Annotated in this window: 19 protein-coding genes; 13 read left to right on the top strand and 6 right to left on the bottom strand. The window is 63.3% G+C overall.

The window, feature by feature from the left end; genetic code table 11:
- Positions 1-35 precede the first annotated feature (35 nt).
- The 6 genes from WHX55_RS18680 to WHX55_RS18655 all read right to left on the bottom strand — a co-directional run bounded on the left by WHX55_RS18680 (position 36) and on the right by WHX55_RS18655 (position 7,248).
- Positions 36-860 (bottom strand): SDR family oxidoreductase, encoded by an 825-nt coding sequence (locus WHX55_RS18680; protein ID WP_151214401.1) that lies wholly within the window; start codon positions 858-860, stop codon positions 36-38.
- Between the two features lie 30 nt (positions 861-890).
- A complete protein-coding gene (locus WHX55_RS18675) occupies positions 891-1,307 on the bottom strand; it encodes a MaoC family dehydratase (RefSeq protein WP_353741014.1) in 417 nt (138 codons plus the stop codon).
- Positions 1,308-1,321: 14 nt separating this feature from the next.
- Entirely contained in the window at positions 1,322-1,762 is a 441-nt protein-coding gene (locus tag WHX55_RS18670; RefSeq protein ID WP_151214399.1) for a MaoC family dehydratase N-terminal domain-containing protein, read from the bottom strand.
- 29 nt (positions 1,763-1,791) lie between these two features.
- On the bottom strand, positions 1,792-2,976 hold the full coding sequence (locus tag WHX55_RS18665; RefSeq protein ID WP_151214398.1) for a lipid-transfer protein: 1,185 nt from the start codon (positions 2,974-2,976) through the stop codon (positions 1,792-1,794).
- 27 nt (positions 2,977-3,003) lie between these two features.
- Positions 3,004-4,104, bottom strand: coding sequence for an acyl-CoA dehydrogenase family protein (locus tag WHX55_RS18660; protein WP_257605547.1), 1,101 nt, complete (start codon positions 4,102-4,104; stop codon positions 3,004-3,006).
- A gap of 312 nt (positions 4,105-4,416) precedes the next feature.
- Complete coding sequence (locus WHX55_RS18655; RefSeq protein WP_151214396.1) at positions 4,417-7,248, bottom strand: LuxR C-terminal-related transcriptional regulator; 2,832 nt, start codon at positions 7,246-7,248, stop codon at positions 4,417-4,419.
- A 197-nt stretch (positions 7,249-7,445) separates the two neighbouring features.
- Between WHX55_RS18655 and WHX55_RS18650 the strand changes: the two genes are divergently transcribed.
- The 13 genes from WHX55_RS18650 to WHX55_RS18590 all read left to right on the top strand — a co-directional run bounded on the left by WHX55_RS18650 (position 7,446) and on the right by WHX55_RS18590 (position 25,378).
- Complete coding sequence (locus WHX55_RS18650; RefSeq protein ID WP_151214395.1) at positions 7,446-8,600, top strand: CaiB/BaiF CoA-transferase family protein; 1,155 nt, start codon at positions 7,446-7,448, stop codon at positions 8,598-8,600.
- A gap of 39 nt (positions 8,601-8,639) precedes the next feature.
- Positions 8,640-9,443 carry an enoyl-CoA hydratase-related protein gene (locus WHX55_RS18645; protein WP_151214394.1) on the top strand — a complete coding sequence of 268 codons (804 nt, stop codon included), beginning with the start codon at positions 8,640-8,642 and terminating at the stop codon, positions 9,441-9,443.
- Between the two features lie 51 nt (positions 9,444-9,494).
- Complete coding sequence (locus WHX55_RS18640) at positions 9,495-11,051, top strand: long-chain fatty acid--CoA ligase (RefSeq protein WP_151214393.1); 1,557 nt, start codon at positions 9,495-9,497, stop codon at positions 11,049-11,051.
- A 4-nt stretch (positions 11,052-11,055) separates the two neighbouring features.
- Entirely contained in the window at positions 11,056-12,579 is a 1,524-nt protein-coding gene (locus tag WHX55_RS18635) for a long-chain fatty acid--CoA ligase (RefSeq protein ID WP_151214392.1), read from the top strand.
- 217 nt (positions 12,580-12,796) lie between these two features.
- Positions 12,797-13,936 carry an acyl-CoA dehydrogenase family protein gene (locus WHX55_RS18630; RefSeq protein WP_353741013.1) on the top strand — a complete coding sequence of 380 codons (1,140 nt, stop codon included), beginning with the start codon at positions 12,797-12,799 and terminating at the stop codon, positions 13,934-13,936.
- A gap of 28 nt (positions 13,937-13,964) precedes the next feature.
- Complete coding sequence (locus tag WHX55_RS18625) at positions 13,965-15,173, top strand: lipid-transfer protein (RefSeq protein ID WP_151214390.1); 1,209 nt, start codon at positions 13,965-13,967, stop codon at positions 15,171-15,173.
- On the top strand, positions 15,170-16,327 hold the full coding sequence (locus WHX55_RS18620; RefSeq protein WP_353741012.1) for an acyl-CoA dehydrogenase family protein: 1,158 nt from the start codon (positions 15,170-15,172) through the stop codon (positions 16,325-16,327). Before WHX55_RS18625 ends, WHX55_RS18620 begins: the two co-directional genes overlap by 4 nt.
- Positions 16,328-16,351: 24 nt before the next feature.
- Positions 16,352-17,353 (top strand): acyl-CoA dehydrogenase family protein, encoded by a 1,002-nt coding sequence (locus WHX55_RS18615; protein WP_353741011.1) that lies wholly within the window; start codon positions 16,352-16,354, stop codon positions 17,351-17,353.
- 9 nt (positions 17,354-17,362) lie between these two features.
- Entirely contained in the window at positions 17,363-18,151 is a 789-nt protein-coding gene (locus tag WHX55_RS18610) for a crotonase/enoyl-CoA hydratase family protein (RefSeq protein WP_151214387.1), read from the top strand.
- Positions 18,152-18,318: 167 nt separating this feature from the next.
- Positions 18,319-20,151: a DUF1302 domain-containing protein gene (locus tag WHX55_RS18605; RefSeq protein ID WP_151214386.1), complete on the top strand. Its 1,833-nt coding sequence runs from the start codon at positions 18,319-18,321 to the stop codon at positions 20,149-20,151.
- 26 nt (positions 20,152-20,177) lie between these two features.
- Positions 20,178-21,545, top strand: coding sequence for a DUF1329 domain-containing protein (locus WHX55_RS18600; protein ID WP_151214385.1), 1,368 nt, complete (start codon positions 20,178-20,180; stop codon positions 21,543-21,545).
- A 138-nt stretch (positions 21,546-21,683) separates the two neighbouring features.
- On the top strand, positions 21,684-23,894 hold the full coding sequence (locus WHX55_RS18595) for a LuxR C-terminal-related transcriptional regulator (RefSeq protein WP_353741010.1): 2,211 nt from the start codon (positions 21,684-21,686) through the stop codon (positions 23,892-23,894).
- 131 nt (positions 23,895-24,025) lie between these two features.
- Positions 24,026-25,378, top strand: coding sequence for a coniferyl aldehyde dehydrogenase (locus tag WHX55_RS18590; RefSeq protein ID WP_151214383.1), 1,353 nt, complete (start codon positions 24,026-24,028; stop codon positions 25,376-25,378).
- Positions 25,379-25,391 lie beyond the last annotated feature (13 nt).

The raw sequence follows: 25,391 nt of genomic DNA, 5'->3' as shown, positions 1-25,391 counted from the left end.
GCCGCCGCGCCTGATCGGTGCGGCGGCGTGAACAGTTACTGCAGATTGCCGGCCACCGCGATGGTCTGGGCCGTGATGTAGTTCGACTCCGGCGAGCAGAACAGGTACACGGCGTCGGCCGCTTCCTTCGTGGTGCCCGGGCGGCCCAACGGGTTGCGCTGCGCGAAGGACTTTGCCGCTTCCGGGCTGATGCCGACGCGGATGTCACGGCCTTCGATGTTCACCGTGGCACCGGCATGGGCGTCGGCGCTGGTCATGCGGGTTTCGATGAAACCGAAGGCCACGGCGTTGACGTTGACCTTGAAACGGCCCCATTCACGTGCCAGCGCGCGGGTCATGCCCAGTACGCCGGCCTTGGCCGAGGAGTAGTTCATCTGCCCGGCATTGCCGTTGAGGGCCGAGACCGACGAGATGTTCACCACTTTGCGGAACACTTCGCGCTCTGCTGCGGCGTCCGCCTGGGCCTGCGCCTTGATGATCGGGTAGGCGGCACGCAGGATGCGGAACGGTGCGGTCATGTGGCAGTCGAGAATCGCGTACCACTGCTCGTCGGTCATCTTCTGGATCACGTCGTCCCAGGTGTAGCCGGCGTTGTTGACGATGATGTCGATGCCGTTGAAGTTGTCCATCGCGGTCTTGATGTAGCGCTCGGCGAAGTCCGGGGCGCTGACGTTGCCGTGGCAGACGGCGGCTTCGCCACCCATCTTGCGGATCAGTTGCGCAGTCTCGTGGGCCGGATCGGCGTCGAGGTCGTTGATCACGATACGCGCGCCTTCGCTCGCCAGTTTCAGGGCGATCTGCTGGCCGATGCCACGACCGGAACCGGTGACCAGTGCTACTTTGCCTTCGAGTTTTGCCATGGGGTGTTGCTCCTCAATTCTTGGGTTTGTTTACAGAGCGATCACGGCGTCACCAACGATCTTGGTCTCGCCGTATTGATTGGTGGTGCGCACTTCAACCTTGATGCGTTGCTCGCCGTCGACGTCAAAACGCTCGACCACGGTGCCGGTGCAGTTGATCTGGTGGCCCAGGTGGGTGATGCCGAGAAAGCGCACGCCGAACTCGCGCACTTGGCGCTGGTCGACCCACTGGGTCAGCAGGCGACCGAGGTAGGCCATCGACAACATGCCGTGGGCGAACACGTCGGCCATGCCGGCCTTGCGCGCGTAGTCGGTGTCGATGTGAATGGCGTTGTGGTCGCCCGACGCGCCGGCGAACAGCGCCAGGGTGGTGCGGTTGATCGGCGGCAGCGCCAGCGGTGGCAGGGTGTCGCCGATGTTGATTTTTTCCAGGCTAATCGCGTTCATCAGTGTTCTCCGCTTCAGCTGTTGCGCTGCACGAGCACGCTGCGCAGGTCCGCGACGTGCTCACCGTGCTGGTTGGTGACTCGGGTCTCGCGCACCACGAATTCCAGCGCGCCGCCTTTTTTTTCGTAGATGTCGGCGATGCGTACGTCGAAGCGCAGGGTGTCGCCGGCATAGGCCATGCGGTGATAACGGAACGATTCCTCACCGTGCAGGATGCGCGCGGTGACGATGCCCAGCTCAAAGCGCCAGGCGTTGGACGGGATCTGGAATTCCAGTGAGAACAGAAAGGTCGGTGGCAATGGCAGGTTCGGATGCCCTGCATCGCGAGCGGCCTGCTCGTCGAAGTAGATCGGGTTGGTTTCCCCGGTGGCCTTGGCGAAGAAGCGCAGTTGCCCGGCTTCGGCGGTGGCGAGGAAGGTGGGCAGTTGTCTGCCGATGTGTTTCTTGTCGATCATCTGAGTGACTCCTTGATTACCCGGTCGCTTCAGTTTTTCTGGTACACGGTGACGACGCAGGCGCCGCCCAGACCGAGGTTGTGCTGCACGGCGATGCGCGCGTTCGGCACCTGGCGTTGTTCGGCGGTGCCGCGCAGCTGATGAGTCAGCTCGTAGCACTGGGCCAGGCCGGTGGCGCCCAGCGGGTGGCCCTTGGAGAGCAGGCCGCCGGAGGGGTTGGTCACCCACTGGCCGCCATAGGTGTTGTCGCCGTCGTTGACCAGTTGCTCGGCGCCGCCTTCAGCGCACAGGCCGAGGCCTTCGTAGGTCAGCAGCTCGTTCTGCGCGAAGCAGTCGTGCAGTTCGATCACGTCGATGTCTTGTGGACCGATGCCCGCCTGGTTGTAGGCGATGTCGGCGGCCATGCGGGTCATGTCGAAACCGACCACGCGGATCATGTCCTTGGCGTCGTAGGTGCTCGGCAGGTCAGTGGTCAGGGCCTGGCCGGCCATCAGCACGTCGGTGCGCAGGCCATGCTTTTTTGCGAAAGCTTCGGAGACCACGATGCTCGCGGCGGCGCCGCAGGTCGGCGGGCAGGCCATCAGGCGGGTCAGCACGCCTTCCCACAACATTGGCGCAGCCAGGACTTCCTCAGGGGTGACTACGTTGCGGAATACGGCCAGCGGGTTGTTGGCGGCATGGCGGCTGGCCTTGGCGCGGATTTTGGCGAAGGTTTCCAGCCGGGTGCCGTACTTCTGCATGTGTGCGTAACCGGCGCCGGCGAACTGGCGGATGGCGGTCGGCAGGTCGGGCATGCCCACCAGTTCGTTGGTCAGCTTGAGGGCGCGCTCGGTGGCCGGGGCGCGGTCGGTCCAGGCGGATTTCAACGCGCCGGGATTCATCTGCTCGAAGCCAAATGCCAGGGCGCAGTCCACCGCACCGCTGGCCACGGCCTGCCGGGCCAGGAACAGCGCGCTGGAGCCGGTGGCGCAGTTGTTGTTGACGTTGATCAGCGGGATACCGGTCATGCCCACGCGGTACAGGGCTTTCTGGCCGCAGGTGGAGTCGCCGTAGACGTAACCGGCGTAGGCCTGCTGGATGTCACTGAAGTCCAGCCCGCAATCGGCCAGGGCCAGGCGAATCGCCTGTTCACCCATGATGTCGTAGGGCTCGTTGGTCCCCGGTTTCTTGAACTGGATCATGCCGACGCCAGCAACGAACACTTTATTGCTCATCGTTGTTTTCCTTGTTGTTTGAGAGGTTCAGAGCTTGCGCGCGATCATTTCGCGCATGACTTCACTGGTGCCGCCGTAGATGCGGTTGACGCGCATGTCGACGAACGCGCGGGCAATCGGGTACTCCATCATGTAGCCGTAGCCGCCGTGCAGCTGGACCATGTCGTCGATGCATTTCCACAGGGTTTCGGTGGTGTGGAGCTTGGCGATGGCGGCTTCTTCCAGGGTCAGCCGTCGGCGCATGTGTTCGCCCAGGTAGTAGTCGACCATCACCCGCAGGGCGGTGGCCTGGGCCTTGATGTCGGCGAGCTTGAATTTGCTGTTCTGGAAGTCCCACACGGTCTGGTTGAAGGCCTTGCGGTCTTTCACATACTCGATGGTCTGCTCCAGCAGGCGCTCAAGTTTGGCGGCGGCGGACACGGCGATGGAAAAACGCTCCTGGGGCAGTTCCCCCATCAGGTAGGTGAAGCCCAGGCCTTCCTCGCCCAGGCGGTTGCCCACCGGTACACGGACGTTGTCGAAGAACAGCTCGGCGGTGTCCTGGGCGTGCTGGCCGACCTTTTCCAGCTTGCGGCCATGATTGAAACCGGCGCGGCCGGTTTCCACGGCAATCAGGCTGATGCCCTTGGCGCCAGCGGCCGGGTCGGTCTTGCACACGACGATCACCAGGTCGGCAGTCAGGCCGTTGCTGATGAAGGTCTTGCTGCCATTGATCACGTACTCGTCGCCATCGCGTACGGCGGTGGTGCGCACGGCTTTCAGGTCGCTGCCGGTGCCGGGTTCGGTCATGGCGATGGCGAGGATGATTTCGCCTGCGCAGATGCCCGGCAGCCATTTCTGTTTCTGTTCTTCGTTGCCGCAACGGTTGATGTAGGGGGCGATCACGTCGGAGTGCATGCCGAAGTAGGCGCCGCTCACGCCAGCCCGGGCGAACTCTTCGTTGAACACCGCGCAGTGGCCGAAATCGCCGCCGCCACCACCGTATTCGGTGGGCAGGGTGATGCCGAGCAGGCCTTCGCGGCCGGCCTTGAGCCAGGTTTCCCGGTCGACCTGGCCGGCCTTGTCCCAGGCGGCCTGGCGCGGCAGGCATTCACGCTCGAAAAAACGCCGCACGGTGGTGCGGAACATCTCATGGTCGTCGCGGAAAACGGTTCGGGCGATGTGCACGCAAGACTCCTCAAAAATGCCAGGCCGGCCATAGGCCGAGCGCTTACGCAAGGCGCGAACTGCGCCTGTGGTCTGAGGGTTACGATAGGTGGGGGGCAGCGAGCGAACGCCACCCGAGGTGGGTGGCGGGGGGAGAATTTGCCGGTTACAGGCTCAACACAATCCCTGTGGGAGCGAGCTTGCTCGCGATAGCGGACTGTCAGTCGACATCTGTATTGGCTGGCAGTCAGTCATCGCGAGCAAGCTCGCTCCCACAGGTTCTTTACTTGTCTGTTATGGAGGGGTAACCCCGGTATCGCTTTGCGATTCCAGATCCCGCACCCGCGCCACCGCTTCATCGCGGCTGCTGACGCCGAGCTTGCTGTAGATATGGCTCAGGTGCCATTTCACGGTTTCCGGGGACAGCCCCAGCGCACGGGCGATTTTCTTGTTGGGCAGGGCCTGGGCCAGCAGGCGCACCACTTCGATCTCCCGCTCGCTCAAGGGCTCGATCCCGGCCGCCAGCGGTTTGCTGGTTGCCGCCGTCGCGGGCTTGGCTTTCGAGACCGCAGGGGCCGTGGCCCCGGCGGCCTGCAAGCGCTCGACATAAAACGCCAGCACCGGGTCCAGGACTTCCCGGCTGGTGATATCGCAGATCAGGTTCAACCCGTTCGGGTGGGCGTCGATGAGGCTACGTACCAGGCCGAAGCGTTGCCCTCGGCGCAGCGCCTCCATGACCTTGTCCCGCGCCTGCTCATGGTGACCCCGTTCGGACTCGATCACGGCACTGAGCACCATCAGGCGTACCGCTCCGAGTTGGCGGCGGTGCCTTTCACAGGTTTCGATCAGCTGTTCTATGCGTGCGAAGGCGCCGTCCAGGTCGCCCTGTGCCAGTTGCCAGCGAGCGCGGGCGTTCTCGGCCAGGATGTGGATTTCCTTGAGTGCCGTGTGCCCGGCGTCCGGGTGGCGCGCGTCGATGGCATCCAGGCGCGCCAGTTTGGCCTGGGCTTGTGCGGTTTCCCCGAGCGTCAGCAACCAGCGCACCTGCCAGGTCAGGCAGTAGGCTTGCAGGCGCTCCAGGCCGAGTTTGATCGCGTACTCATCAAGCCGCTCGACAAACGCCAGGGCCTCCTGATGGTTACCCGCCAGCCATTGCACATTCCACAGCACTTGCAGCACACGCAGCACGGAATCGGGAATCGAAATCCGTTCGAGAATGTCGATCCAGCCCGAGAGCATCTTGAACGCGGCGTCGAGGTCGTTGGTTTCGTATAGCACTTCGCCGAGCAGCGCAGCGGAGAGATAAGTCGCGTCGGCACCGCCCTTGCCGCATTGGCTGGCTTCATGCAGCACATCGCGGTAAACCCGTTCCGCCTGGGTCATCTGGCCTTCAAGGGCCAAGCTCAAGCCGATCAGGCAACGACCCTGAAGGCTGCCCGCCGTGGTCCCCAACAGCGGCTGGCCATTGATCAGCAGGTTCGGCCGGTCGAGTTGCACCTGCCGGGCCTTTTCGTATTCACCGCGGTGCATGTACAGCCAGGACAGGATGTTGGCACAGGAGCCGATGGCCACGCTGTTGCTGCCCGCAGGCGGGTTGAGCAATTGCGGCAGGACCGTCATGGCCGCATCGGTGTCATCCCGTTGCAGGGCCAAAGAGGCGCGCAGCAGCGAGATCATGAAGCGGTCATGGACTTCGCTCTCGGGAACGTCGCGAAACAGTTGTTCGAGGCTGGCGGTGCAGGCCACGAAGTCCCTGGCATACAGCTGCATCCGCGTTTTGAGAATGCGCAGCTTGACCCGGGCCTGTACCTGTTCGACCGGCAACAGCCGCACCAGCTCGATCAACATGCGCAGGTCGCCATGGGCGTACAGCGCCTCGCAGTGTTGTTCCACCAGATCGGCGGCGGCCGACGGGTCGCCGCCCATGACCGCATGGTGCACCGCTTCATCCAGGTGATTGTGCTCGCGGAACCAGTTCCATGCGCGAACGTGCACCGCTTGTTGCTCGGCGTTGCTGCGCGAGTCGAAATACTTGAGCAGGGTTTCGCGCAGCAATGGGTGCAGGCGATACCAGGTTTCGCGCTCGGCGCTGTCCACCGGAATCAGGAACAGGTTGTCTCGCTCCAGCCGCGTCAGCAGCGCGTTCGCCTCGGCAACCGCCTGCGGGTGACCGCTCAAGGCAGCGCACAACGAGGCGCAGAAACGGTTGCACACGGCCATGAGCAGCAACAGGTCCAGGTCTGTCGGTGACAGGTGGGACAACACTTCGACCTCGAAAAACCTGGCGAAGGCTTGATCGTCCCGTAGCTGCGCCTGCACCGACGTTGCCTCTGTGGCGGCAGGCGGGCGATTCTTTTTGCGGCTGACGGCGAGCAGTTGCAGGCCGGCGACCCAGCCATCGGTCAGCTCATGCATCATCCTGGCGTCCCGGGCGGTGATCTCGCCCAACTGCGCCTTGAGGAACTGTTCGGATTCGGCGGACGTGAAACGCAAGTCCCGCAGGTTCAGTTCCAGCACCAGTTCCTGGCTGCGCAACCGCGCCAGGGACAGCGGCACGACACTGCGCGATATCAGCGCCAGATGCAGGTTGGCCGGGGCGTAGTCGATCAGCCATTGCAGGGCCTGGTGAATGCCTACGTCAGTCAGGTGGTGCAGGTCGTCGAGTACCAGCACCAGCTCACGGCCACGGCTGGCAATGCTGCGCACCAGGGTGATGACAGTCCGCTCCACGGCTTCGCTGTCGATGCCGCGACCTTCCAGTTGAGTCGCTTCGCGCACGAGCGTCGGGTCGATCTGGCCGAGGCTCGCCAGCAGATAGTCAAGAAAGCGCGCCAGTTCGTTGTCATCCGCCGACAGCGTCAGCCACGCCACATCGAACCCCAGCGGCAACAGCGCCTGGCGCCAGGCGATCAGGGTCGAGGTCTTGCCACACCCGGCCGGCCCCTTGAGCACGATGCAACGCAGGCGGCGGGCCTTGAGCATTTGCTCCTGCAGGCGCTCGCGGGAAATCAGGCGCCCGGCGCTGCGCGGCGGAACCAGTTTGGTGCTGACGATCGGGGACTGAACCGGATTGAAGACCTGGCTGGCATGGGTGTCCGATGCATTGGACTTGCGGTGTTTATCCATGGGGCTGTCCGATTCTTTTTTGTTTTGTGAGTGCGCCGAATCTCATCGAGTGTAACCCAGACCATGGCCGGGATGACCCTGTCTTTGGCGGCCACCACCCGATGCGGGTGGTGGTCGGTGGGGCCGGGATTGATCTACTGGATGGCACAACAATAGGAGTGCTGCTGGCGCTCCAGAAGAATCACGGAGCGTTGGCGATGGGCGTACTGAGCGGCATTCGGGTGGTGGAGTTTGAGGCAATCGGGCCGGCGCCGTTTGGCACCATGCTGTTGGCCGACATGGGCGCCGACGTGGTACGCATCGACCGGCCGCAGAAGGCCAGTGACCTGGGGCCGAAACTTGAAGGCAAGCGGGCCGACATCACCGGGCGCAACCGCCGTTCGGTCACTCTCGACCTGAAACGCCCCGACAGTGTCGCTGTCGCGCTGGAGTTGATTGAACGCGCCGACGTGGTGATCGAAGGGTTTCGCCCCGGCACGATGGAGCGCCTGGGGCTCGGCCCGGAAGTCGCGCTACAGCGCAATCCGCGCCTGGTCTACGCCCGTATGACCGGCTGGGGCCAGACCGGCCCGATGGCCGATCGCGCCGGTCATGACCTGAACTACATCGCCTTGTCGGGTGTGCTGTCGAGTATTGGCCCGGCCGGTGGTCGGCCGGTGCCGCCGCTGAACCTGGTGGGTGACTATGGCGGTGGCGGCATGTTGCTGGCGATGGGCGTACTGGCGGCGCTGGTCAATGTGCAGCGCGGCGGCGCCGGGCAGGTGGTCGACGCGGCGATGACCGAAGGTGCGGCGCAGCTGGGCTCGGTGATCTGGGGCCTGCTGGCCGGTGGTCACTGGAAAGAACAGCGCGGCAGCAACCTGCTCGATGGCGGTGCGCCCTGGTACGACACCTACGAAACCCGCGACGGCCAGTACATGGCGATCGGGCCGATTGAATCGCGCTTCTATGGGCAGATGCTGGACATTCTCGGGCTCTCCAACGCAGACCTGCCCAGCCAGCACGACCGGGTTGGCTGGCCACGCCTGCGTGAGGCATTTACTGCCGCGTTCCTCGGTCGTACCCGCAAACAATGGGAAGAGGCCTTCGAAGGCAGCGACGCCTGCGTTGCACCGGTGTTGGGCCTGGCCGAAGCAGCCAGGCACCCCCACGGCGTTGCCCGTGGCAGCTTCATCGAAGTCGACGGGGTGGTGCAACCGGTCCCGGCTCCGCGTTTCCTCGGCACGCCATCGGCGCAACCGCAACCGGCGCCCGAGCGTGGAGAACATGGCGACGCAGCACTGCGCGACTGGGGCTTCGACACCGCGGCCATCGAGCGCTTGCGTGAACTGGGCCTGGGTTTTGGCGCCTGAAAAACAACATGAAGAATCGCGCAGCGCAGGAGTTACACCATGGCCATTCAGTTCAAGATCATCGATCACGTGGCACTCATCACGCTCGATGCGCAACAGTCGAACAACGCGCTGAGCGTCAGCGATCTGATGCACCTGCGCAAGACCCTGGGTGCCTGCCAGGATGACGAGCAGGTGCGGGTGATCGTCTTGACCGGTGCCGGCGAGCGCGCGTTTTGCAGCGGTGCAAGCCACAAGGAGTCGTTGCTGGCGGCATCCGGTTTTGTCGCCGGCACCCTCAAAAGCCGCGAAACCGAAGCCGAGGAGGGCGGCTACAGCCGGCTGTTCGACCTCAGCGACCTGGACATCTGGAAACCGGTGATTGCCGCCATCAATGGGGCCTGCCTGGGGGGCGGTCTTGAGCTGGCGCTGCAATGCGATCTGCGCATTGCCTCGGCCAGCGCCACGTTCGGCTTGCCTGAGGTGTGCGACGCGACCATTCCGGCGGCCGGTGGCGTGCAGTACTTGCTGCGTGCAATTCCAGCGGCCCATGCCATGAAAATGGCGCTGACCGGGGAATCGATCAACGCCGGGCAGGCCTTGGACATCGGTTTGATCATCGAGCTGCTGCCCAAGGACCGTCTGCTGGCAGCGGCGCTGGACCTGGCCGAGCGCATTGCCGCCAACGGCCCGCTCGCGGTGCAGTCGATCAAGCGCCTGGCCTTGCAGAGCGCCCATCTCGCGCCCCGGGATTTCGTCACCCAGGCCCATCTGCACTGGGGCTTGCTGCGCGACAGCGAAGATCACGCCGAAGGGCGCATGGCCCAGGTCGAGCAGCGCTCGCCGAAATACACCGGTACCTGATCCGTAGAGTCGCGTTCGTTACCTGACAACAATAATTCACAGGAGAACCTCATGTATCTGACCCAAGGCCTGCACCGCGTGCTGCAGCAACGTCCCCATGCCGTGGCGACGGTCTTTCGTGACCGACGCCGCACCTATGCCGAACTGGCCGACCGGGTGGCTCGCCTGGCCGGGGCCTTCCAGCAACTAGGGATGCAGACCGGCGATCGCGTCGGTCTGCTGGGCCTGAACTCCGACCGATTCCTTGAGTATTTCCTGGCGACCTGGTGGGGCGGTGGCGTGGTCAACCCGGTGAACATTCGCTGGAGCGTGCCGGAAATCGTCTATTCGCTGGACGACTGCGACACCCGCATCCTGCTGATCGACGACACCTTCCTGCCCTTGGCCGAAGGCATTGCCAGCAGCGCCAGGGTGCGGCCGCTGTTGATCCACATTGGCGACGGGCCGTTGCCAGAAGGCATGCTGTCCTACGAGCAATTGATTCGTGAAGCCACGCCTGTGGACGACGCGTTTCGCGGCGGCGATGACCTGGCGAGCATCATGTACACCGGCGGCACCACCGGCCGACCGAAAGGCGTGATGCAGTCGCACATGAACCTGTGGACCGCTGCCGTGGCCCGCGCCGCCGACGTGCCGGTGCCGGCGGACGCCTTGACCCTGCACATCGCGCCGATGTTCCACCTGGCGGCGCTGTCGCGGGTGATCCTGATTTCGCTGCTGGGGCTGCCGAGTATTTTCGTTCCGGCCTTCGATGCCCAGGACGTGATGCGCACCATCGAGCGCGAGCGCATCACCGATATCCTGATCGTGCCGACCATGCTTCAGGCGCTGATCATGCACCCCGATTTCGCCAGGCATGATCTGAGCTGCCTGCGCAGCCTGACTTACGGCGCTTCGCCGATTGCCGTGCCCTTGCTGGAAATGGCACTCAAGGCCTTGCCGAATGTCGAGTTCACCCAAGGCTACGGCATGACCGAAGCGGCGCCGCCGATCTCTGCCAACGGCCCGGAAAACCACAGCGCCGAAGGCATCGCCAATGGCCGCCTGCGCTCGGCCGGGCGGCCGGGGCTGGGGGTCACGGTGCGCATCGTCGACGAAAATGACAACGAAGTGCCCTGCGGTACCGTCGGCGAAGTGGTGGTGCGCGGCCCGAACATCATGCTCGGCTACTGGAACAACCCCGAGGAAACCGCCAAGGCCTTGCGCGGCGGCTGGATGCACACCGGCGACGGCGCCTACATGGACGCGGATGGCTTTATCTACATCGTCGACCGCTTCAAGGACATGATCGTCAGCGGTGGCGAGAACGTGTATTCCGGCGAGGTGGAAAGCGCCATTGCCAGTCACCCGGCCGTCGCCGCCTGCGCAGTGATCGGCATTCCCTGCGCGCAGTGGGGCGAAGCGGTGCACGCGGTGGTGGTGCTCAAGCCGGACAACGAGGTTGCAAGCGCCCAGATCATTGAACACTGCCGTCGGCAGATTGCCGGCTACAAGACCCCGAAATCCGTGGAATTCCGTGCTGCGTTGCCGTTGTCCGGTGCGGGCAAGGTACTCAAGCGCGATCTGCGCGAACCGTTCTGGCGGGGCACGGATCGGGGCGTGAGCTGACAGCATGTACATGACCCAATGCCTGCAACGCACGCTGCAACAGAACCCGGACCATATCGCGACTATCCATGGCGAGCGTCGCCACACCTACCGTGAATTTGGCGAACGGGTCGCTCGCCTGGCGGGCGCCTTGCAGAAACTAGGCATGGCGGCCGGTGACCGGGTCGGCATGCTGGCGCTGAACTCCGACCGCTACCTGGAATACATCATGGGCGTGTGGTGGGGCGGTGGGGTACTCAACCCGGTGAACATCCGCTGGAGCGTGCCGGAGATCGTCTATTCGCTGGACGATTGCAGTACCGGCATCCTCATCGTCGATGAACACTTCGCCGGGCTGGCCGACAGCATTCGTGCCCGTGCCCAGCGTGCTCCGTTGTTTATCTACGCGGGCGACGGTGACGTGCCGGCCGGCATGTCGGGTTTCGAGCAACTGATTGCCCAGACTGCTCCGGTGCAAGACGCCGGGCGGGGCGGGGAAGACCTTGCTTGCATCATGTACACCGGCGGCACCACCGGGTTTCCAAAGGGTGTGATGCAGTCGCACCTGAACCTGTGGTCGGCGTGCATGCCCCGCATGGTGGACATGCCGCCGATCCGCGGCGGCCTGCTGATGCATGTCGCACCGCTGTTCCATGTCGCCGGCATGGCCCGTGCGCTGATTCAGTTTCTGGCCGGTGAAAGCCATGTGCTGGTGTCGAGCTTCGACCCGTTGCAGACATTGCAGATGATTGAGCGCGAACGGGTCACCGAGACGTTGCTGGTGCCGGCCATGATCCTTGCGCTGTTGGCTCATCCTGACTTTGACCAGTATGACCTGGGCAGCCTGGAACGCCTGACCTACGGCGCTTCACCCAGTGCCGGGGATATGGTCGAGCAAGTGCTGGCCAGACTGCCGGACATCGAACTTTCACATTCCTACGGACTGACCGAGGCCTGCCCGGTGGTGTCCAGCAACCTGCCGTGCAATCACACGCCAGAGGCGCGCATCAGCGGTTTGTCGCGCTCGGTGGGGCGTGGCGGCCTGGGCGTCAACGTGAAGATTGTCGACCCGCAGGGTCAAGAGGTGCCGCGTGGCACGGTGGGCGAGATCATCGTGCGCGGGCCGAACATCATGCAGGGCTACTGGAACAAGCCCGAGGAAACCGCCAGCGCGTTGCGCGACGGTTGGCTGTACACCGGCGACGCAGCGTGGATGGACGAGCAGGGCTACCTGTTCATCGTCGACCGCTTGAAGGACATGATCGTCAGCGGTGGGGAAAACGTTTACTCGGCAGAAGTCGAAAACGTACTGGCGCGACACCCGGCCGTGGCGATGTGCGCAGTGATCGGCATTCCCCATGAGCAGTGGGGCGAGGCGGTTCACGCGGTGGTGGTGCGCAGGCCTGATTCGCAGGTCGATGAAGAACAATTGCGCCTGTTTTGTCGTGAATTCATCGCCCCCTACAAGTGCCCCAAGACCGTCGAGTTCCGCGACGAGCTGCCACTGTCAGCCGCCGGCAAAGTCCTCAAGCGCGAACTGCGTAAATAAGCGCATCACAAAAACCTGTGGGAGCGAGCTTGCTCGCGATAGCGGAGTGTCAGGCACCGCCAATATTGAATGTGCCGCCGCCATCGCGAGCAAGCTCGCTCCCACAGGGGGTCGCAATCCGCTACCCGATCCGGGTGGCTTCATCACCCACCCCCCGCCAATACAGTGGGCCCACGAACCAGGCGCATGCCTGCCTGGCAACCCACTGGAGATCCCGATGCACATCAACCGTACCGTCTACCGTGAAGACCACGAAATGCTGCGTGAAACCGCGCGGCGTTTCTTCGAGCGTGAATGCCTGCCCAAGCAGGCGCAGTGGGACGAGGCCGGGCAGGTCGACCGGGAAACCTGGCTCAAGGCGGGCCGTCATAACCTGCTGTGCCTCACCGTGCCGACCGAGTACGGCGGTGGCGGCGGCGACTTCGGCCATTCGGCGGTGCTGATCGAAGAGCTGTACCGCGCCGGTGTCTCGGGCTGGAGCCTGGGCGTGCATTCCGACATCGTCGCGCCCTACATCGTGCGCCTGGGCACCGAAGAGCAGAAGCAGAAATGGCTGCCGAAAATCTGCTCCGGCGAAACCGTGCTGGCGGTGGCCATGACCGAACCGGGCACCGGTTCCGACCTCAAGGCGATCCGCACCACCGCCGTGCGTGACGGTGACGAGTGGGTGATCAATGGCAGCAAGACCTTCATCAGCAACGGCCTGACCTGCGACATGGTCGTGGTGGTGTGCAAGACCGACCCGAGCGCTGGCGCCAAGGGTTGCAGCCTGATCATGGTCGAGTGCAATCGCGTGGGTTTCCGTCGTGGCCGCAAGCTGGAGAAGGTCGGCCAGCACGCTGCCGACACCGCCGAGCTGTTCTTCGACGACGTGCGCGTGCCGGTGGGCAACCTGCTCGGTGAAGAAAACAAAGGCTTCATGCACCTCATGGAAGAGTTGCCCCAAGAGCGCCTGGTGATCGCCCTGTACAGCGCCGCCAAGCTCGAGCGCCTGCTGGAGCAGACCGTCGAGTACGTGAAGGACCGCAAGGCCTTCAACCAGACCGTGTGGGATTTCCAGAACACCAAATTCAAGCTCGCCGACATCAAGGCCAAGGCCACCGCCGTGCGCCTGACCATCGACCACTACATCGCCGAACACATGCGCCGCCGCCTGACCGTGCAGGAATCGGCCATCGCCAAGCTGTACGCCACCGAGACGCTTTGGCAGTGCATCGACGACATGGTCCAGCTCCACGGCGGCTACGGCTACATGCTCGAGTACCCGATTGCCCGCGCCTTCGTCGACATGCGTGTGACGCGGATTTTTGGCGGCACCAGTGAAGTGCTGCGCGAGCTGATCGCGCGCCAGTTGTGATCCTTCCCCCTCATTTTCAGGTGACACCATGAGCGAAAAAGTACTGGTGGCCGGCGTCGGCATGATCCCGTTCCGCAAGCCCAGCGACAGCCCGACCTATGTGCAGATGGGTTCCGAAGCGGTACGCCTGGCCCTGGCTGATGCGGGCATTGACTACAAACTGGTGCAAGAAGCGTATGCCGGTTATGTCTACGGCGACTCCACCTGCGGTCAGACCGTGCTGTACGAAGTGGGCATGACCGGGATTCCTGTGGTCAACGTCAACAACAACTGCTCCACCGGTTCCACCGCGTTGTACCTGGCGCGCAAGGCCATCGAGTCCGGTTCGGCCGATTGCGTATTGGCGGTGGGTTTCGAGCAGATGCAGGCCGGCGCGTTGAAATCCCACTGGGACGACCGCCCGCCAACCCGCGAACGCTTCCTGCCGATCCTGCGCGGTCTCACCGCCGATATGGATGGCATGCCTCAGGCCATCCGTACCTTCGGTGGTGCCGGGCGCGAGTACATGCACAAATACGGCACCAAAATGGAAACCTTCGCCGCCGTGCGCGCCAAGGCCAGCCGTCATGCAGCCAACAACCCGCTCGCATTGTTTCGCAAGGTGCTTAGCGTCGAAGACGTGATGAACGACCCGGTGATTCTGCCAGGCGTCATGACCCGCCTGATGGCGTGCCCGCCAACCTGCGGTGGTGCCGCGGCGATCCTGGTGTCCGAGCGTTTTGCGAAAAAGCATGGCCTGCGCCGCGACGTGGAAATCGTCGCCCAGGCGATGACCACCGACACCCCGGAATCCTTCAACTTCGAAAAGCCGTCGCTGCTCGATTGGGTCGGCACCCACATGACCCACGCCGCCGTGGGCCAGGTCTACGAGAAGGCCGGTGTCGGCCCGCAGGACATCGATGTGTGCGAGCTGCATGACTGCTTCGCCCAGAACGAAGTGATCTGCTACGAGTCGCTGGGTTTCTGCCCCGAGGGCGGGGCCGAGAAGTTCGTCATGGACGGCGACAACACCTATGGCGGGCAAATCGTCATCAACCCGTCCGGCGGCCTGCTTTCCAAGGGCCATCCGTTGGGCGCGACCGGTCTGGCGCAGTGCTACGAGCTGACCCGGCAATTACGCGGCAACGCCGATCAACGCCAGGTCGACGGTGCACGTCTGGCCATGGCCCATAACCTCGGGCTGGGCGGTGCATGCGTGGTGACGCTGTACGGCAAAGTCAGTGGAGGTGCCCAGTGAGCAGCTTGCTCGACGCCTTTCGCCTGACCGCGCTGCCGCCACACGCCGAGGCCTTTCGTGCCGAGGTCAAAGGTTTTCTGGCCGAGCATCTGCCGAGCGTCCCGGCGGATGTACGGGCCCGCAGCTGGACCGGTTTTGACGCCGGTTTCAGTCGCCAACTGGCGCAACGTGGCTGGGTCGGCCTGACCTTGCCGGCTGCTTATGGCGGTGCCGGGCTGGATGCATTCAGTCGCTTCGTGCTGGTCGAGGAACTGCTGTCGGCCGGTGCTCCGGTGGCGGCGCACTGGATCGCCGACCGCCAGAGCGGGCCGTTGATCCTGAAATTCGGCAACGACGCGCAGAAGGATTTTTTCCTGCCGCGCATCTGCGCCGGCAAGGCGTTTTTCTGCATCGGCATGAGCGAACCGAACTCGGGGTCTGACCTGGCCAGCGTGCGCAGCCGCGCCACCCGTTGCCCTGAAGGCTGGCGTCTGAGCGGGCGCAAGATCTGGACCACCAATGCTCATCACGCCGACTACATGATCGCCTTGGTGCGCACCAGCGGTTCGCCCGAGGACCGTCACAACGGGCTGTCACAATTCATCATCGACCTCAGGCAGCCAGGCATCAGCGTGCGTCCCATTGTCGACCTGGCCGGCGACGCGCATTTCTCCGAAGTGGCCTTCGACGACGTCTTGCTCGGTGAAGACGCGTTGGTGGGCGAGGAGGGCAGCGGCTGGAAGCAGGTGAATGCCGAACTCGCGTTCGAGCGCAGCGGGCCGGAGCGTTTCTACTCCAGCGTGGTGTTGCTCGATCTGTGGGCCGACACCTTGCGCCGTCACGGCGCCACTGCACAGGAATCCGCGTTGCTCGGCAGTTTCCTCACGCAGTTGACCTGCCTGCGCAACCTCTCGCTGGCGCTGACTGCATTGCTCGCCCGGGGTGAAAGCCCGGTGGTGGAAGCCGCGCTGGTCAAGGACATCGGCACTGAATTCGAACAGGCGATTCCGTCAGCGATTGCCTCGGCGATCAGCGCCCATCCGGACATCCCCGTCGATGACGAGCTGTACCGCACGGTCGCCTACCTGAACCAGGTCGCGCCGACCTTCTCGTTGCGCGGCGGCACCCGGGAAATCCTGCGCGGCATGATCGCCCGCGGCCTCGGCCTGCGCTGATGCACCTCGAATAGGAAAAACTTCATGTTCACTGAAGCCATTGAAAAGATCCTCAGCGACTTGTGCACGCCGGCGCTGGTCCGTGCCGTGGAAAGCGGAGACAGCGCTGTAACGCTGTGGAGTGCCCTGGAAGACAGCGGTTTTCTCGAATTGCTGACGCCTGAAGTCGCTGGTGGCGCGGGACTGGCGCTGAATGCACTGCTGCCGATTTTTGTCGCCTTCGGTCGCTGCGCGCTGCCGGTCCCGGCGGCGCAAAGCATTGCCGCCCGCGCGTTGATGCGTGACTGCCCGAGCCGGCCACCGACCGGCATGTTGACCCTGGCCGGTACGGCCTGCCACCAGCCCGATGGCCTGTTGTGTGTGCCGCGTGTGGCGTTTGGTTTGTTGGCTGATTTCGCCCTGGTCAACCTGGACGGCGAGTTGCTGCTGCTCGATTGCAGCCTCGCCCGCCGCGAGCCCACGGGCGTTCACGGCAGTCAATGCGCCACCTTGTACTGGCCGCAGGATTCACTTGGCAGCGCAATCGGCAATAACGGCGAAGAAGTACGAGTGTTCAATGCCGCCATTCACGCCGCCGCCATCGCCGGGGCCATGGAGCAGGTTCTCGCCATGACGCTGGCGTACTGCAACGACCGGGTGCAGTTCGGCAAGGCCATTGGCAAATTCCAGGCCGTGCAGCATCAACTCAGCGTGATGGCCGAGCAAGTGGCCGCCGCGCGCATCGCCGCTGAACTGGCGTTTTCCGGCGCTTTGCAGGTGCCGGACCTGATGGCGACGGCCATTGCCAAAGCGCGGACCAGCATGGCCGTGCCTCAAGTCACTGCCATCGCCCACGCACTGTTCGGCGCCATCGGCGTGACCGAAGAACTGGACTTGCAACTGTTCACCCGGCGCCTGCACGAGTGGCGCATCAGCGACGGCTCGGAAACCTGGTGGAACGGCATCGTCGGCCAGGCGTTTCTTCAACAACCGGATACCTGCGCCAGCCATTTCGTGCGTCACGTCACCCTGTCCCCATCGGCCTGAGGATCATTCATGAGCCCGTTTTTGAAATACGAACAGGAAGGTCATGTCGTCACCCTGACAATGAATGACCCCGAGCGACGCAATCCGCTGACCGGCAACAGCGCCGTGTCGGAATTCCTCGAAGCCATTGAGCGAATCGAACGCGACAGCAGTGTGCGTGCAGTGATCATCACCGGCGCCGGCACGGCGTTCTGCTCCGGTGGCAACGTGCGCGACATGGATCGCTATGCGCAGATGTCGGGCATGCAATTGCGTCAGGAATATCGCACCGGCATTCAGCGCTTACCCCTGGCGTTGTTCAATCTGGAAGTGCCGGTGATCGCCGCGGTCAATGGCGCGGCCATCGGCGCGGGGCTGGATCTGGCGTGCATGTGTGACATCCGCGTGGCGTCGGAGCACGCGAAGTTTGCCGAGAGTTTCGTCAAGTTGGGGATCATTCCTGGCGACGGCGGTGCCTGGTTGTTGCCACGCATCATCGGTTTGTCCCGTGCCACCGAACTGACCCTGACCGGACAAATGATCGACGCTCGCCAGGCCGAGCAATGGAACCTGGTGTCCCGCGTTGTTCCCGCCGAGCAGTTGCTGGATACGGCGCGGGACATCGCTGCGTCGATCGCCGCCAACCCGCCTCACGCCGTGAGACTGGCCAAGCGTTTGTTGCGCGAGGCCTTGCACACCCGACTCGACACGCTGCTGGAAATGTCGGCGACGTTCCAGGTGTTGTCGCACCAGACCGCCGATCACCGCGAAGCCGTGGCGGCGTTTATCGACAAGCGAGCACCAACTTTTACCGGGTGAGTGTCACCGAGCGTAACGCACGGTGAGCGTCGTTCGAACCGGGTGGTTACGCGGCACAAAACCCCATCAATAACGCTGTTTCAAATCACCCGTTCGGGTGTGAGACCACCAACGGAGCGCCGCTAGCATGGGCGCTCCAACACTTAATCCTTAACCGGAGAAACCGCATGACAACAAAAACAATGCGCGGAGTCTTCCAGCCGAGTCTGCTGGCCGTCGCTGTGATGGTTGCCACTTGCGCGAGCAATGAGGCTCACGCTGTCGCTTTCAATATCGGGGAAATTCAGGGCAATTTCGATTCGTCGCTGTCGATTGGCGCGAGCTGGTCGGCAGCTGATCCAGACAAGCAATTCATCTCCAACTTCAACTCCCAGGGTGTCACCGGCGGCAAGTCCGCGTCCCGGACCACCGACGACAACCGCCTGAACTTCAAGAAGGGTGAAACCTTCTCGAAGATCTTCAAGGGCGTGCATGACCTGGAGCTCAAGTACGGCGACAGCGGCGCCTTCGTGCGCGGTAAATACTGGTACGACTTCGAGCTGATGGACGAGAGCCGTCCGTTCTATGACATCGACGACTCGGGACGTGACCGTGCGGCCAAGTCGTCCGGCGCGATGTTCCTCGACAGCTTCGTCTACCACAACTACACGATTGGCGATCAGGTCGGCAACGTGCGCCTGGGCAAGCAAGTGGTGAGCTGGGGCGAGAGTACCTTCATCGGCAACTCGATCAACAGCATCAACCCGATCGACGTCGCCGCCTTGCGTCGCCCGGGTGCGGAAGTGAAGGAGGGCCTGATCCCGGTCAATCTGCTCTACGTGTCCCAGGGCCTGGCCGACAACATCACCGCTGAAGGTTTCTACCAGCTGCAATGGGACAAGTCGGTGGTCGATAACTGCGGCACGTTCTTCGGCAACGACGGTGTGCCGCAAGGCTGTGACGATCGCCTGGTGATCGCCGGTCTCGACCTGCCACCGGGTGTTGCGAAGAACACCGGCGGTCTGGCTGCCATTGCTGCCGGCACCGACGACGCGTTCATCCCGCGCCTGAAGGACAACGATGCGCGCGACGGTGGCCAGTATGGCCTGGCGCTGCGCTGGTATGTGCCGGAAGCCAACGACACCGAGTTCGGCGCCTACGCGATGAACTACCACAGCCGCAACCCGCTCCTGAGCATCAATCAGATGAGCAACCCGGCCGGTGGCTTGGCCTCGGCGCGCAGTGCGCGTTACTTCATCGATTACCCGGAAGACATTCGTCTGTACGGCTTGAGCTTCCAGACCAACGTCGCCGGCGTATCGCTCGGTGGCGAACTCAGCTACCGGCCGAACATGCCGCTGCAACTGAACACCGCTGACCTGTTGTCCGCCGCGACTTTCGGCGCGACGTCACCGCTGATCACCACCGGTTTCGCCGGACGTACCCTGGGTGCCGAGGTCAACGGCTACAAGCGCATGCCGGTGACCCAGGCCCAGGTGACCGCCACGCAGTTCTTCGATCAGGTCTTCGGCGCCAGTCGCCTGACCCTGGTGGGCGAGGTGGGTTACAACAAGATCAACGGCCTGGGCAAGGCGGACGGTACGGACCTGCGCTTCGGTCGCAGCCCGGCCTTCGGTTCCGGCGAACTGCCGGGCGCAGCGGGGGCGGCCACTTGCCGTGGGACCGCAGCGGGCCTGCCCAACGCCAGCAACCCGGCGCAGGAGTGCAACAACGATGGCTTCTACACCAGCAGCAGCTGGGGTTATCGCCTGCGCGGCAAGCTCGATTACCAGAACGTGATCGCCGGTATCAACCTGTCGCCGAACATCGCCTGGTCCCACGACGTGCAGGGTTACGGCCCGAACTTCGATGAAGGCTCCAAGGCCGTGAGCCTCGGTGTCGACGCCGACTACCAGAACACCTACACCGCCAGCCTGAGTTACACCAACTACTTCGGTGGCGATTTCAACACCAACGTCGACCGCGACTATGCCGCGCTGAGCTTCGGCGTGAATTTCTGATGCAACCCTGCCAGAGGAAACTGAACATGAACGCACGTTTAATTCTGCGCGCTGGCGCACTGAGTCTGTCGTTGCTGGCCAGCGGTGTGATGGCCGCGGTTTCGCCACAGGAGGCGGCGCAACTGGGGACTACGCTGACGCCGTTGGGGGCACAGAAAGAGGGCAATGCCAACGGCAGCATTCCGGCCTGGACCGGGGGCCTCAAACCCGGCGCGGCGGCACTCGACAATGGTTTTCTCGGCGATCCGTTTGCCGGCGAAAAACCGCAGTTCGTGATCACGGCAGCCAATGTCGACCAGTACAAGGACAAGCTGACCCCGGGCCAGCTGGCGATGTTCAAGCGCTATCCGGACAGCTACAAGATCCCGGTGTTCAAGACCCAGCGCACCGCAGCCTCGCCACAAAACATCTATGACATCGCCAGGAAAAGCGCGGTAACCACCGAACTGACCCCCGATGGCAACGGCCTGGTGAACTTCACTCAGACCCGCTATTACCCGTTCCCGATTCCAAAGAACGGTGTGGAGGTGTACTGGAACCACACCAACCGTTATCGCGGCGGCAACATGGAACGTATTGCGGCCCAGGCTGCCCCGCAAACCAATGGTTCTTACAACATTGTCGAGTACGAAGACAAACTGGCTTTCCCGCAATTGATGGAAGGCGTCGATGCCGGGCAGGCCGATAACGTCCTGTACTACTACAAACAGGAAATCACCGCGCCGTCGCGCATGGCCGGTAGTGTGATCCTGATCCACGAGACCATCGACCAGGTCAAGGAACCGCGCCTGGCGTGGGTCTACAACGCCGGCCAGCGCCGCGTACGGCGTGCACCGCAAGTGGCTTACGATGGCCCGGGCAACGGCTCCGACGGCATGCGCACCGCCGACAACACCGACATGATGAACGGCGCGCCGGATCGTTATGACTGGAAACTGGTGGGCAAACAGGAGCTGTACATCCCGTACAACAACTACAAGTTGCAGTCGCCGAAGGTCAAGTATGACGACATCATCAAGCCGGGGCATATCAACCAGGACCTGACGCGCTACGAGTTGCACCGCGTCTGGCACGTGCAGGCCACGCTCAAGCCGGGTCAGCGTCACGTGTATGCCAAGCGTGACATGTACTTCGATGAGGACACCTGGCAACTGGCCGAGGTCGATCACTACGACGGTCGTGGCCAGCTGTGGCGGGTGGCGGAAGGTTATGCGATCAACGATTACGAGCGTGGCGCGCCGAACTTCGCGATGCTCGGTATCTACGATCTGATCGCAGGCCGCTACAACGTGCTGGCCATGACCAACCAGTCCAGGCATGCCACCACCTATGGCTTGACCGCGAAGATGACCGATTTCACCCCGGCTGCGCTGCGCAACGACGGCATTCGCTGACCGTTCGCCCTCGCCTCAAGCAACGCCCTGTTCGCAGGGCGTTGTGCATTGCAGGGCTTGCACCCACCTGATGCGGGTGGCGCGCAAACCGGTGTCCGGCTCAATGATGGAGTCCACTTCCCATCAGCGAGGTCCGCCATGTTTGTGCCACGGCCGCATCTGATCGATGCACTTGAGGGCAAGCAGTGCCGCTTGCAACTGCTTTGCGCGCCTGCCGGGTACGGCAAGACGTCATTGTTGCAGCAGTATTTGCAAGGCGTTGCGCCGCCGGGGCAAGTGGTGTGGATGTCTTTGGGTGCACAGTGGCAGACGCTGGAGCACTTCATTTCAGGATTGGCGGGTGAATTGGGGTTGGCGGTTGATACTGCGGCGGATGCAGTATTGGCGTTTCTCGATTCAAGAGCTGTGGTGCCTGAGCTATTGCTATCGCGAGCAGGCTCGCTCCTACAGGGGAACGCGGTCAACTGTAGGAGCGAGCCTGCTCGCGATGAGGCCCTTGAGGTAGCCCCAATCCACCTGGTATTCGACGATCTTCCCGTCGATATGCCCGCAGACCTGAACCACTGGTTCGATCAACTCCTGTCCCTCAAAACACCACGACTGCAAGTGCTGGTCACCTGCCGCCAGCGCCCGGACTGGAATCTGCCGCGCTTGATGCTGACCGGGCAGTTGCAGGAGCTGGGCACCGGGCAACTGGCCCTGCGCCCCGATGAGTTCGAATCGCTGATCGATGCCCTGGCGCCGCACACCGATGCACCGGCCAGAGAAAAACTCTGGCATGAGACAGGCGGGTGGTGCGCCGGTATTCGCCTGTCGCTTTCTTTGGAACAGGCACAGTCCTCACCCTTGCTCGCCCAATACCTTGAGCGCGAACTGTTGTCGCGACTGAGCCAGGAACAGCGCGAGGTCCTGTGTGGGCTCGCGCATTTGTCCCGATTCAGCGCGCACTTCTGCGAACAGTTATGGGAAGGCCAGCAGGGCGGTCGGGTGTTCAACAGCCTGCTGCACGGCCAGGCTTTTGTGTTCCCGGTGGAGCAACAATCTGGCTGGTTTCGGCTGCTTCCGGCCGTGGCCCTGGCGTTGCAGCACCAATTGACTGGCCTGGCACTGAACCGCTTGCGCCTGAGGGCCTGTCAGTTGCTCAGCGTGCTGGGGCATGTCGATGAGGCGGTGGAGCAGGCGTTGTGCGCTGATCAGCCCGAGGTGGCCGCCAATTACATGGAGCGCTTGTGGCTGAGCTGGATCCTCGGCGAACGGCATCTGAGCAAGCTGATGGACTGGCGTGAGCGTATCGAGCCGCAGTTGCTGCACAGCAGCCCGCGCCTGATTTACCTGTGCGCCAAGGCGCTGTTGTTCAGTGGGCGGCTGGACGAAGCCGCCGAGTGCCTGGCGCGGCTCGGGCATTTTCTGCCGCTGCCCGATACCCGACGCAATCAGCGCCTGCTGGCGAACTGGCAGGCGCTGTACGGCACCTTGCAGGCATTGCGCGGCCATGCCGATTCGGCGCGCCTGCATTGTCGGGCGGCCCTTGACGACCTGACGGCTGAAGATTGGCTGTCGGTGTTGCTGTGCCATTGCATCCTGGCGCGAATCGCGATGGAGGCCGGCGATCTGGTCGAGGCCCAGTCGCTGCTGGATCACTCACTGGAACTGGCCCGACGCCAGGGCAGTCATGAGTCGGAAGTGCTGGTCAACGTCGACCGGACGCGCCTGCTGATGCTCCAGGGGCAATGGGGGCAGGCGCAATCGCTGGTGCGTAGCGAGCTCAACCGACTGACCGTGAAGGGCGCGCAACCTTACCCGTTGCTCGGGCGGCTGCTGTTCGCGCAAGGCGAGTTGCTGTTGCAGCAGGGCCATACCCACGAAGCCGAGGTGGTGGTGCAAGCGGGGCTGTTGCAGGTCCGCGACTGCTGCGCCCCCTTTGTACTCAACGGCTATCTGCTGTTGTCGGAAATCGCTTCGCGCAGCCGTGACCCGGAAAAGGCCCGCTGGCACTTGTACGAAGCCGAGCGGCGCATGCATTGGGGCAAGATCCACGCGGCGTGTTACCAAGGGCCGATCGCACGGCAGAAAGCCCGGATCGCCGCCCGCGAGCAACCGGCCAACGACGACAAGGTTTTGCCGGTTCGCCTGACCGGCGTGGCGGATTACCAGGATGACCTGACACCCCGCGAGGTGTCGGTGCTCAAGTTGCTGGCCGAAGGCATGTCGGTACGCGAAGTGGGCAGCCGCTTGTTCATCTCGGAAAACACCGTGAAAACCCACGCCAAGAACATCAACGTCAAGCTCGGCGCCTGCCGTCGCACCCAGGCCATCAACAGTGCCAAGGCCATGGGCATCCTCGCTTGAGCCCATCGTCGTGGCGCCACCCACCTGATCCGGGTGGCGGCGCCGCGCCAGTGATGATCAACCATGCAGCCAGACCCTGTGCATTGCAGCCCGACCGTGGCCGCGTCCTGACAAAAACAAGAGAGGTAGTGATGAACGCCATCGAGAGTTCGACGAGCTGTGACATCCGCACGATCCTGGAAAAACAACGCGCGGCCTTCCACGCCCGCGAACCCTATACCCTTGAAGAACGCTGTGAATTGCTCGACCGGGCGATCGGTTTGCTGGTCAATCATGAGCAGGAAATCATCGAGGCCCTGACCGCCGATTTCGGCCATCGCAGCCCCGGTTTCTCCAAAGGCAGTGAAGTGCTGTCGCCACTGGCCACGCTCAAGCAGACCAAAGCCGAACTGGCGCAATGGATGCGCCCGGAACAACGTCAGGCCCGGGCCGGTGAAGCCTGGGTGCAATACCAGCCCCTGGGAGTCGTGGGCATCGTCACGGCCTGGAATGTGCCCGGCTACATGGTGTTCAGCGGGCTTGCCGGCGCTTTGGCGGCGGGCAACCGGGTGATGATCAAACCGTCGGAATTCAATCCGCACACCTCGGCATTGATCGCCCGTCTGATTCGTTCGGTGTACGCCGAAGAAGAGGTAGCGGTCGTTCTGGGCGGCGCAGAGGTCGGCCAGGCGTTCTGCGGCCAGCCGTTCGACCATCTGCTGTTCACGGGCGCCACCAGCATCGGCAAACACGTATTGCGCGCGGCGGCAGAGAACCTGGTGCCGGTGACCCTGGAATTGGGCGGCAAGTCGCCGACGATCATCTCGCGCTCGACGGACTTCAACGACGCGGTGGCCAAGATCGTGATCGGCAAGCTGCTCAATGCCGGCCAGTTGTGCGTGGCACCGGACTACGTGTTTGTCCCGCAAGAGTCGGTGGACGCCTTCATCGGCGTGGCCAAGGCCGTGGTGGCGAAGTTCTTCCCGACGCTCAGGGACAACCCCGACTACACCTCGATCATCAACGCCCGGCATTTCGAGCGCTTGCAGGGTTACCTGAGCGAGGCCCACGCCGCCGGTGTCGAGTTGATAGAGCTGAACGCCGGCGCTGAAGATTTCAGTCAATCGACACTGAACAAGATCGTGCCGACGCTGCTGCGCAACCCCGGTGACGATTTGCAGGTGATGCAGGATGAAATCTTCGGCCCGCTGCTGCCGATCAAGCCTTACGAATCGATCAGCGACGTGATTGCCCGGATCAACGCACGGCCGCGTCCGCTGGCCTTGTACTACTTCGGCAACGATGCCGCCGAAGAGGCCCAGGTACTCAGCCGCACCTGTTCCGGTGGCGTGACCCTCAACGGCGTGATGAGCCACGCCAGCACCGAAGGCTTGCCGTTCGGCGGTGTCGGCCAGAGCGGCATGGGTGCCTACCACGGCATCGACGGTTTCCGCACCTTCAGTCATGCCAAGGCCGTATTGCGTACAGCGGCCAGCCCGGCCTGAACCCCACATCATT

This window comes from Pseudomonas fluorescens (assembly GCF_040448305.1).
Classification (GTDB): domain Bacteria; phylum Pseudomonadota; class Gammaproteobacteria; order Pseudomonadales; family Pseudomonadaceae; genus Aquipseudomonas; species Aquipseudomonas fluorescens_BH.
The sequence above is the reverse complement of the archived record's forward strand: the minus strand, read 5'-3'. Positions and strand labels throughout refer to the sequence as shown.

Bases quoted from the DNA above. Each gene is read 5' to 3' on its own strand.
- WHX55_RS18680 (WP_151214401.1), bottom strand. From the start codon at position 860: ATGGCAAAACTCGAAGGCAAAGTAGCACTGGTCACCGGTTCCGGTCGT.
- WHX55_RS18675 (WP_353741014.1), bottom strand. From the start codon at position 1,307: ATGAACGCGATTAGCCTGGAAAAAATCAACATCGGCGACACCCTGCCA.
- WHX55_RS18670 (WP_151214399.1), bottom strand. From the start codon at position 1,762: ATGATCGACAAGAAACACATCGGCAGACAACTGCCCACCTTCCTCGCC.
- WHX55_RS18665 (WP_151214398.1), bottom strand. From the start codon at position 2,976: ATGAGCAATAAAGTGTTCGTTGCTGGCGTCGGCATGATCCAGTTCAAG.
- WHX55_RS18660 (WP_257605547.1), bottom strand. From the start codon at position 4,104: ATGTTCCGCACCACCGTGCGGCGTTTTTTCGAGCGTGAATGCCTGCCG.
- WHX55_RS18655 (WP_151214396.1), bottom strand. From the start codon at position 7,248: ATGGATAAACACCGCAAGTCCAATGCATCGGACACCCATGCCAGCCAG.
- WHX55_RS18650 (WP_151214395.1), top strand. From the start codon at position 7,446: ATGGGCGTACTGAGCGGCATTCGGGTGGTGGAGTTTGAGGCAATCGGG.
- WHX55_RS18645 (WP_151214394.1), top strand. From the start codon at position 8,640: ATGGCCATTCAGTTCAAGATCATCGATCACGTGGCACTCATCACGCTC.
- WHX55_RS18640 (WP_151214393.1), top strand. From the start codon at position 9,495: ATGTATCTGACCCAAGGCCTGCACCGCGTGCTGCAGCAACGTCCCCAT.
- WHX55_RS18635 (WP_151214392.1), top strand. From the start codon at position 11,056: ATGTACATGACCCAATGCCTGCAACGCACGCTGCAACAGAACCCGGAC.
- WHX55_RS18630 (WP_353741013.1), top strand. From the start codon at position 12,797: ATGCACATCAACCGTACCGTCTACCGTGAAGACCACGAAATGCTGCGT.
- WHX55_RS18625 (WP_151214390.1), top strand. From the start codon at position 13,965: ATGAGCGAAAAAGTACTGGTGGCCGGCGTCGGCATGATCCCGTTCCGC.
- WHX55_RS18615 (WP_353741011.1), top strand. From the start codon at position 16,352: ATGTTCACTGAAGCCATTGAAAAGATCCTCAGCGACTTGTGCACGCCG.
- WHX55_RS18610 (WP_151214387.1), top strand. From the start codon at position 17,363: ATGAGCCCGTTTTTGAAATACGAACAGGAAGGTCATGTCGTCACCCTG.
- WHX55_RS18605 (WP_151214386.1), top strand. From the start codon at position 18,319: ATGACAACAAAAACAATGCGCGGAGTCTTCCAGCCGAGTCTGCTGGCC.
- WHX55_RS18600 (WP_151214385.1), top strand. From the start codon at position 20,178: ATGAACGCACGTTTAATTCTGCGCGCTGGCGCACTGAGTCTGTCGTTG.
- WHX55_RS18595 (WP_353741010.1), top strand. From the start codon at position 21,684: ATGTTTGTGCCACGGCCGCATCTGATCGATGCACTTGAGGGCAAGCAG.
- WHX55_RS18590 (WP_151214383.1), top strand. From the start codon at position 24,026: ATGAACGCCATCGAGAGTTCGACGAGCTGTGACATCCGCACGATCCTG.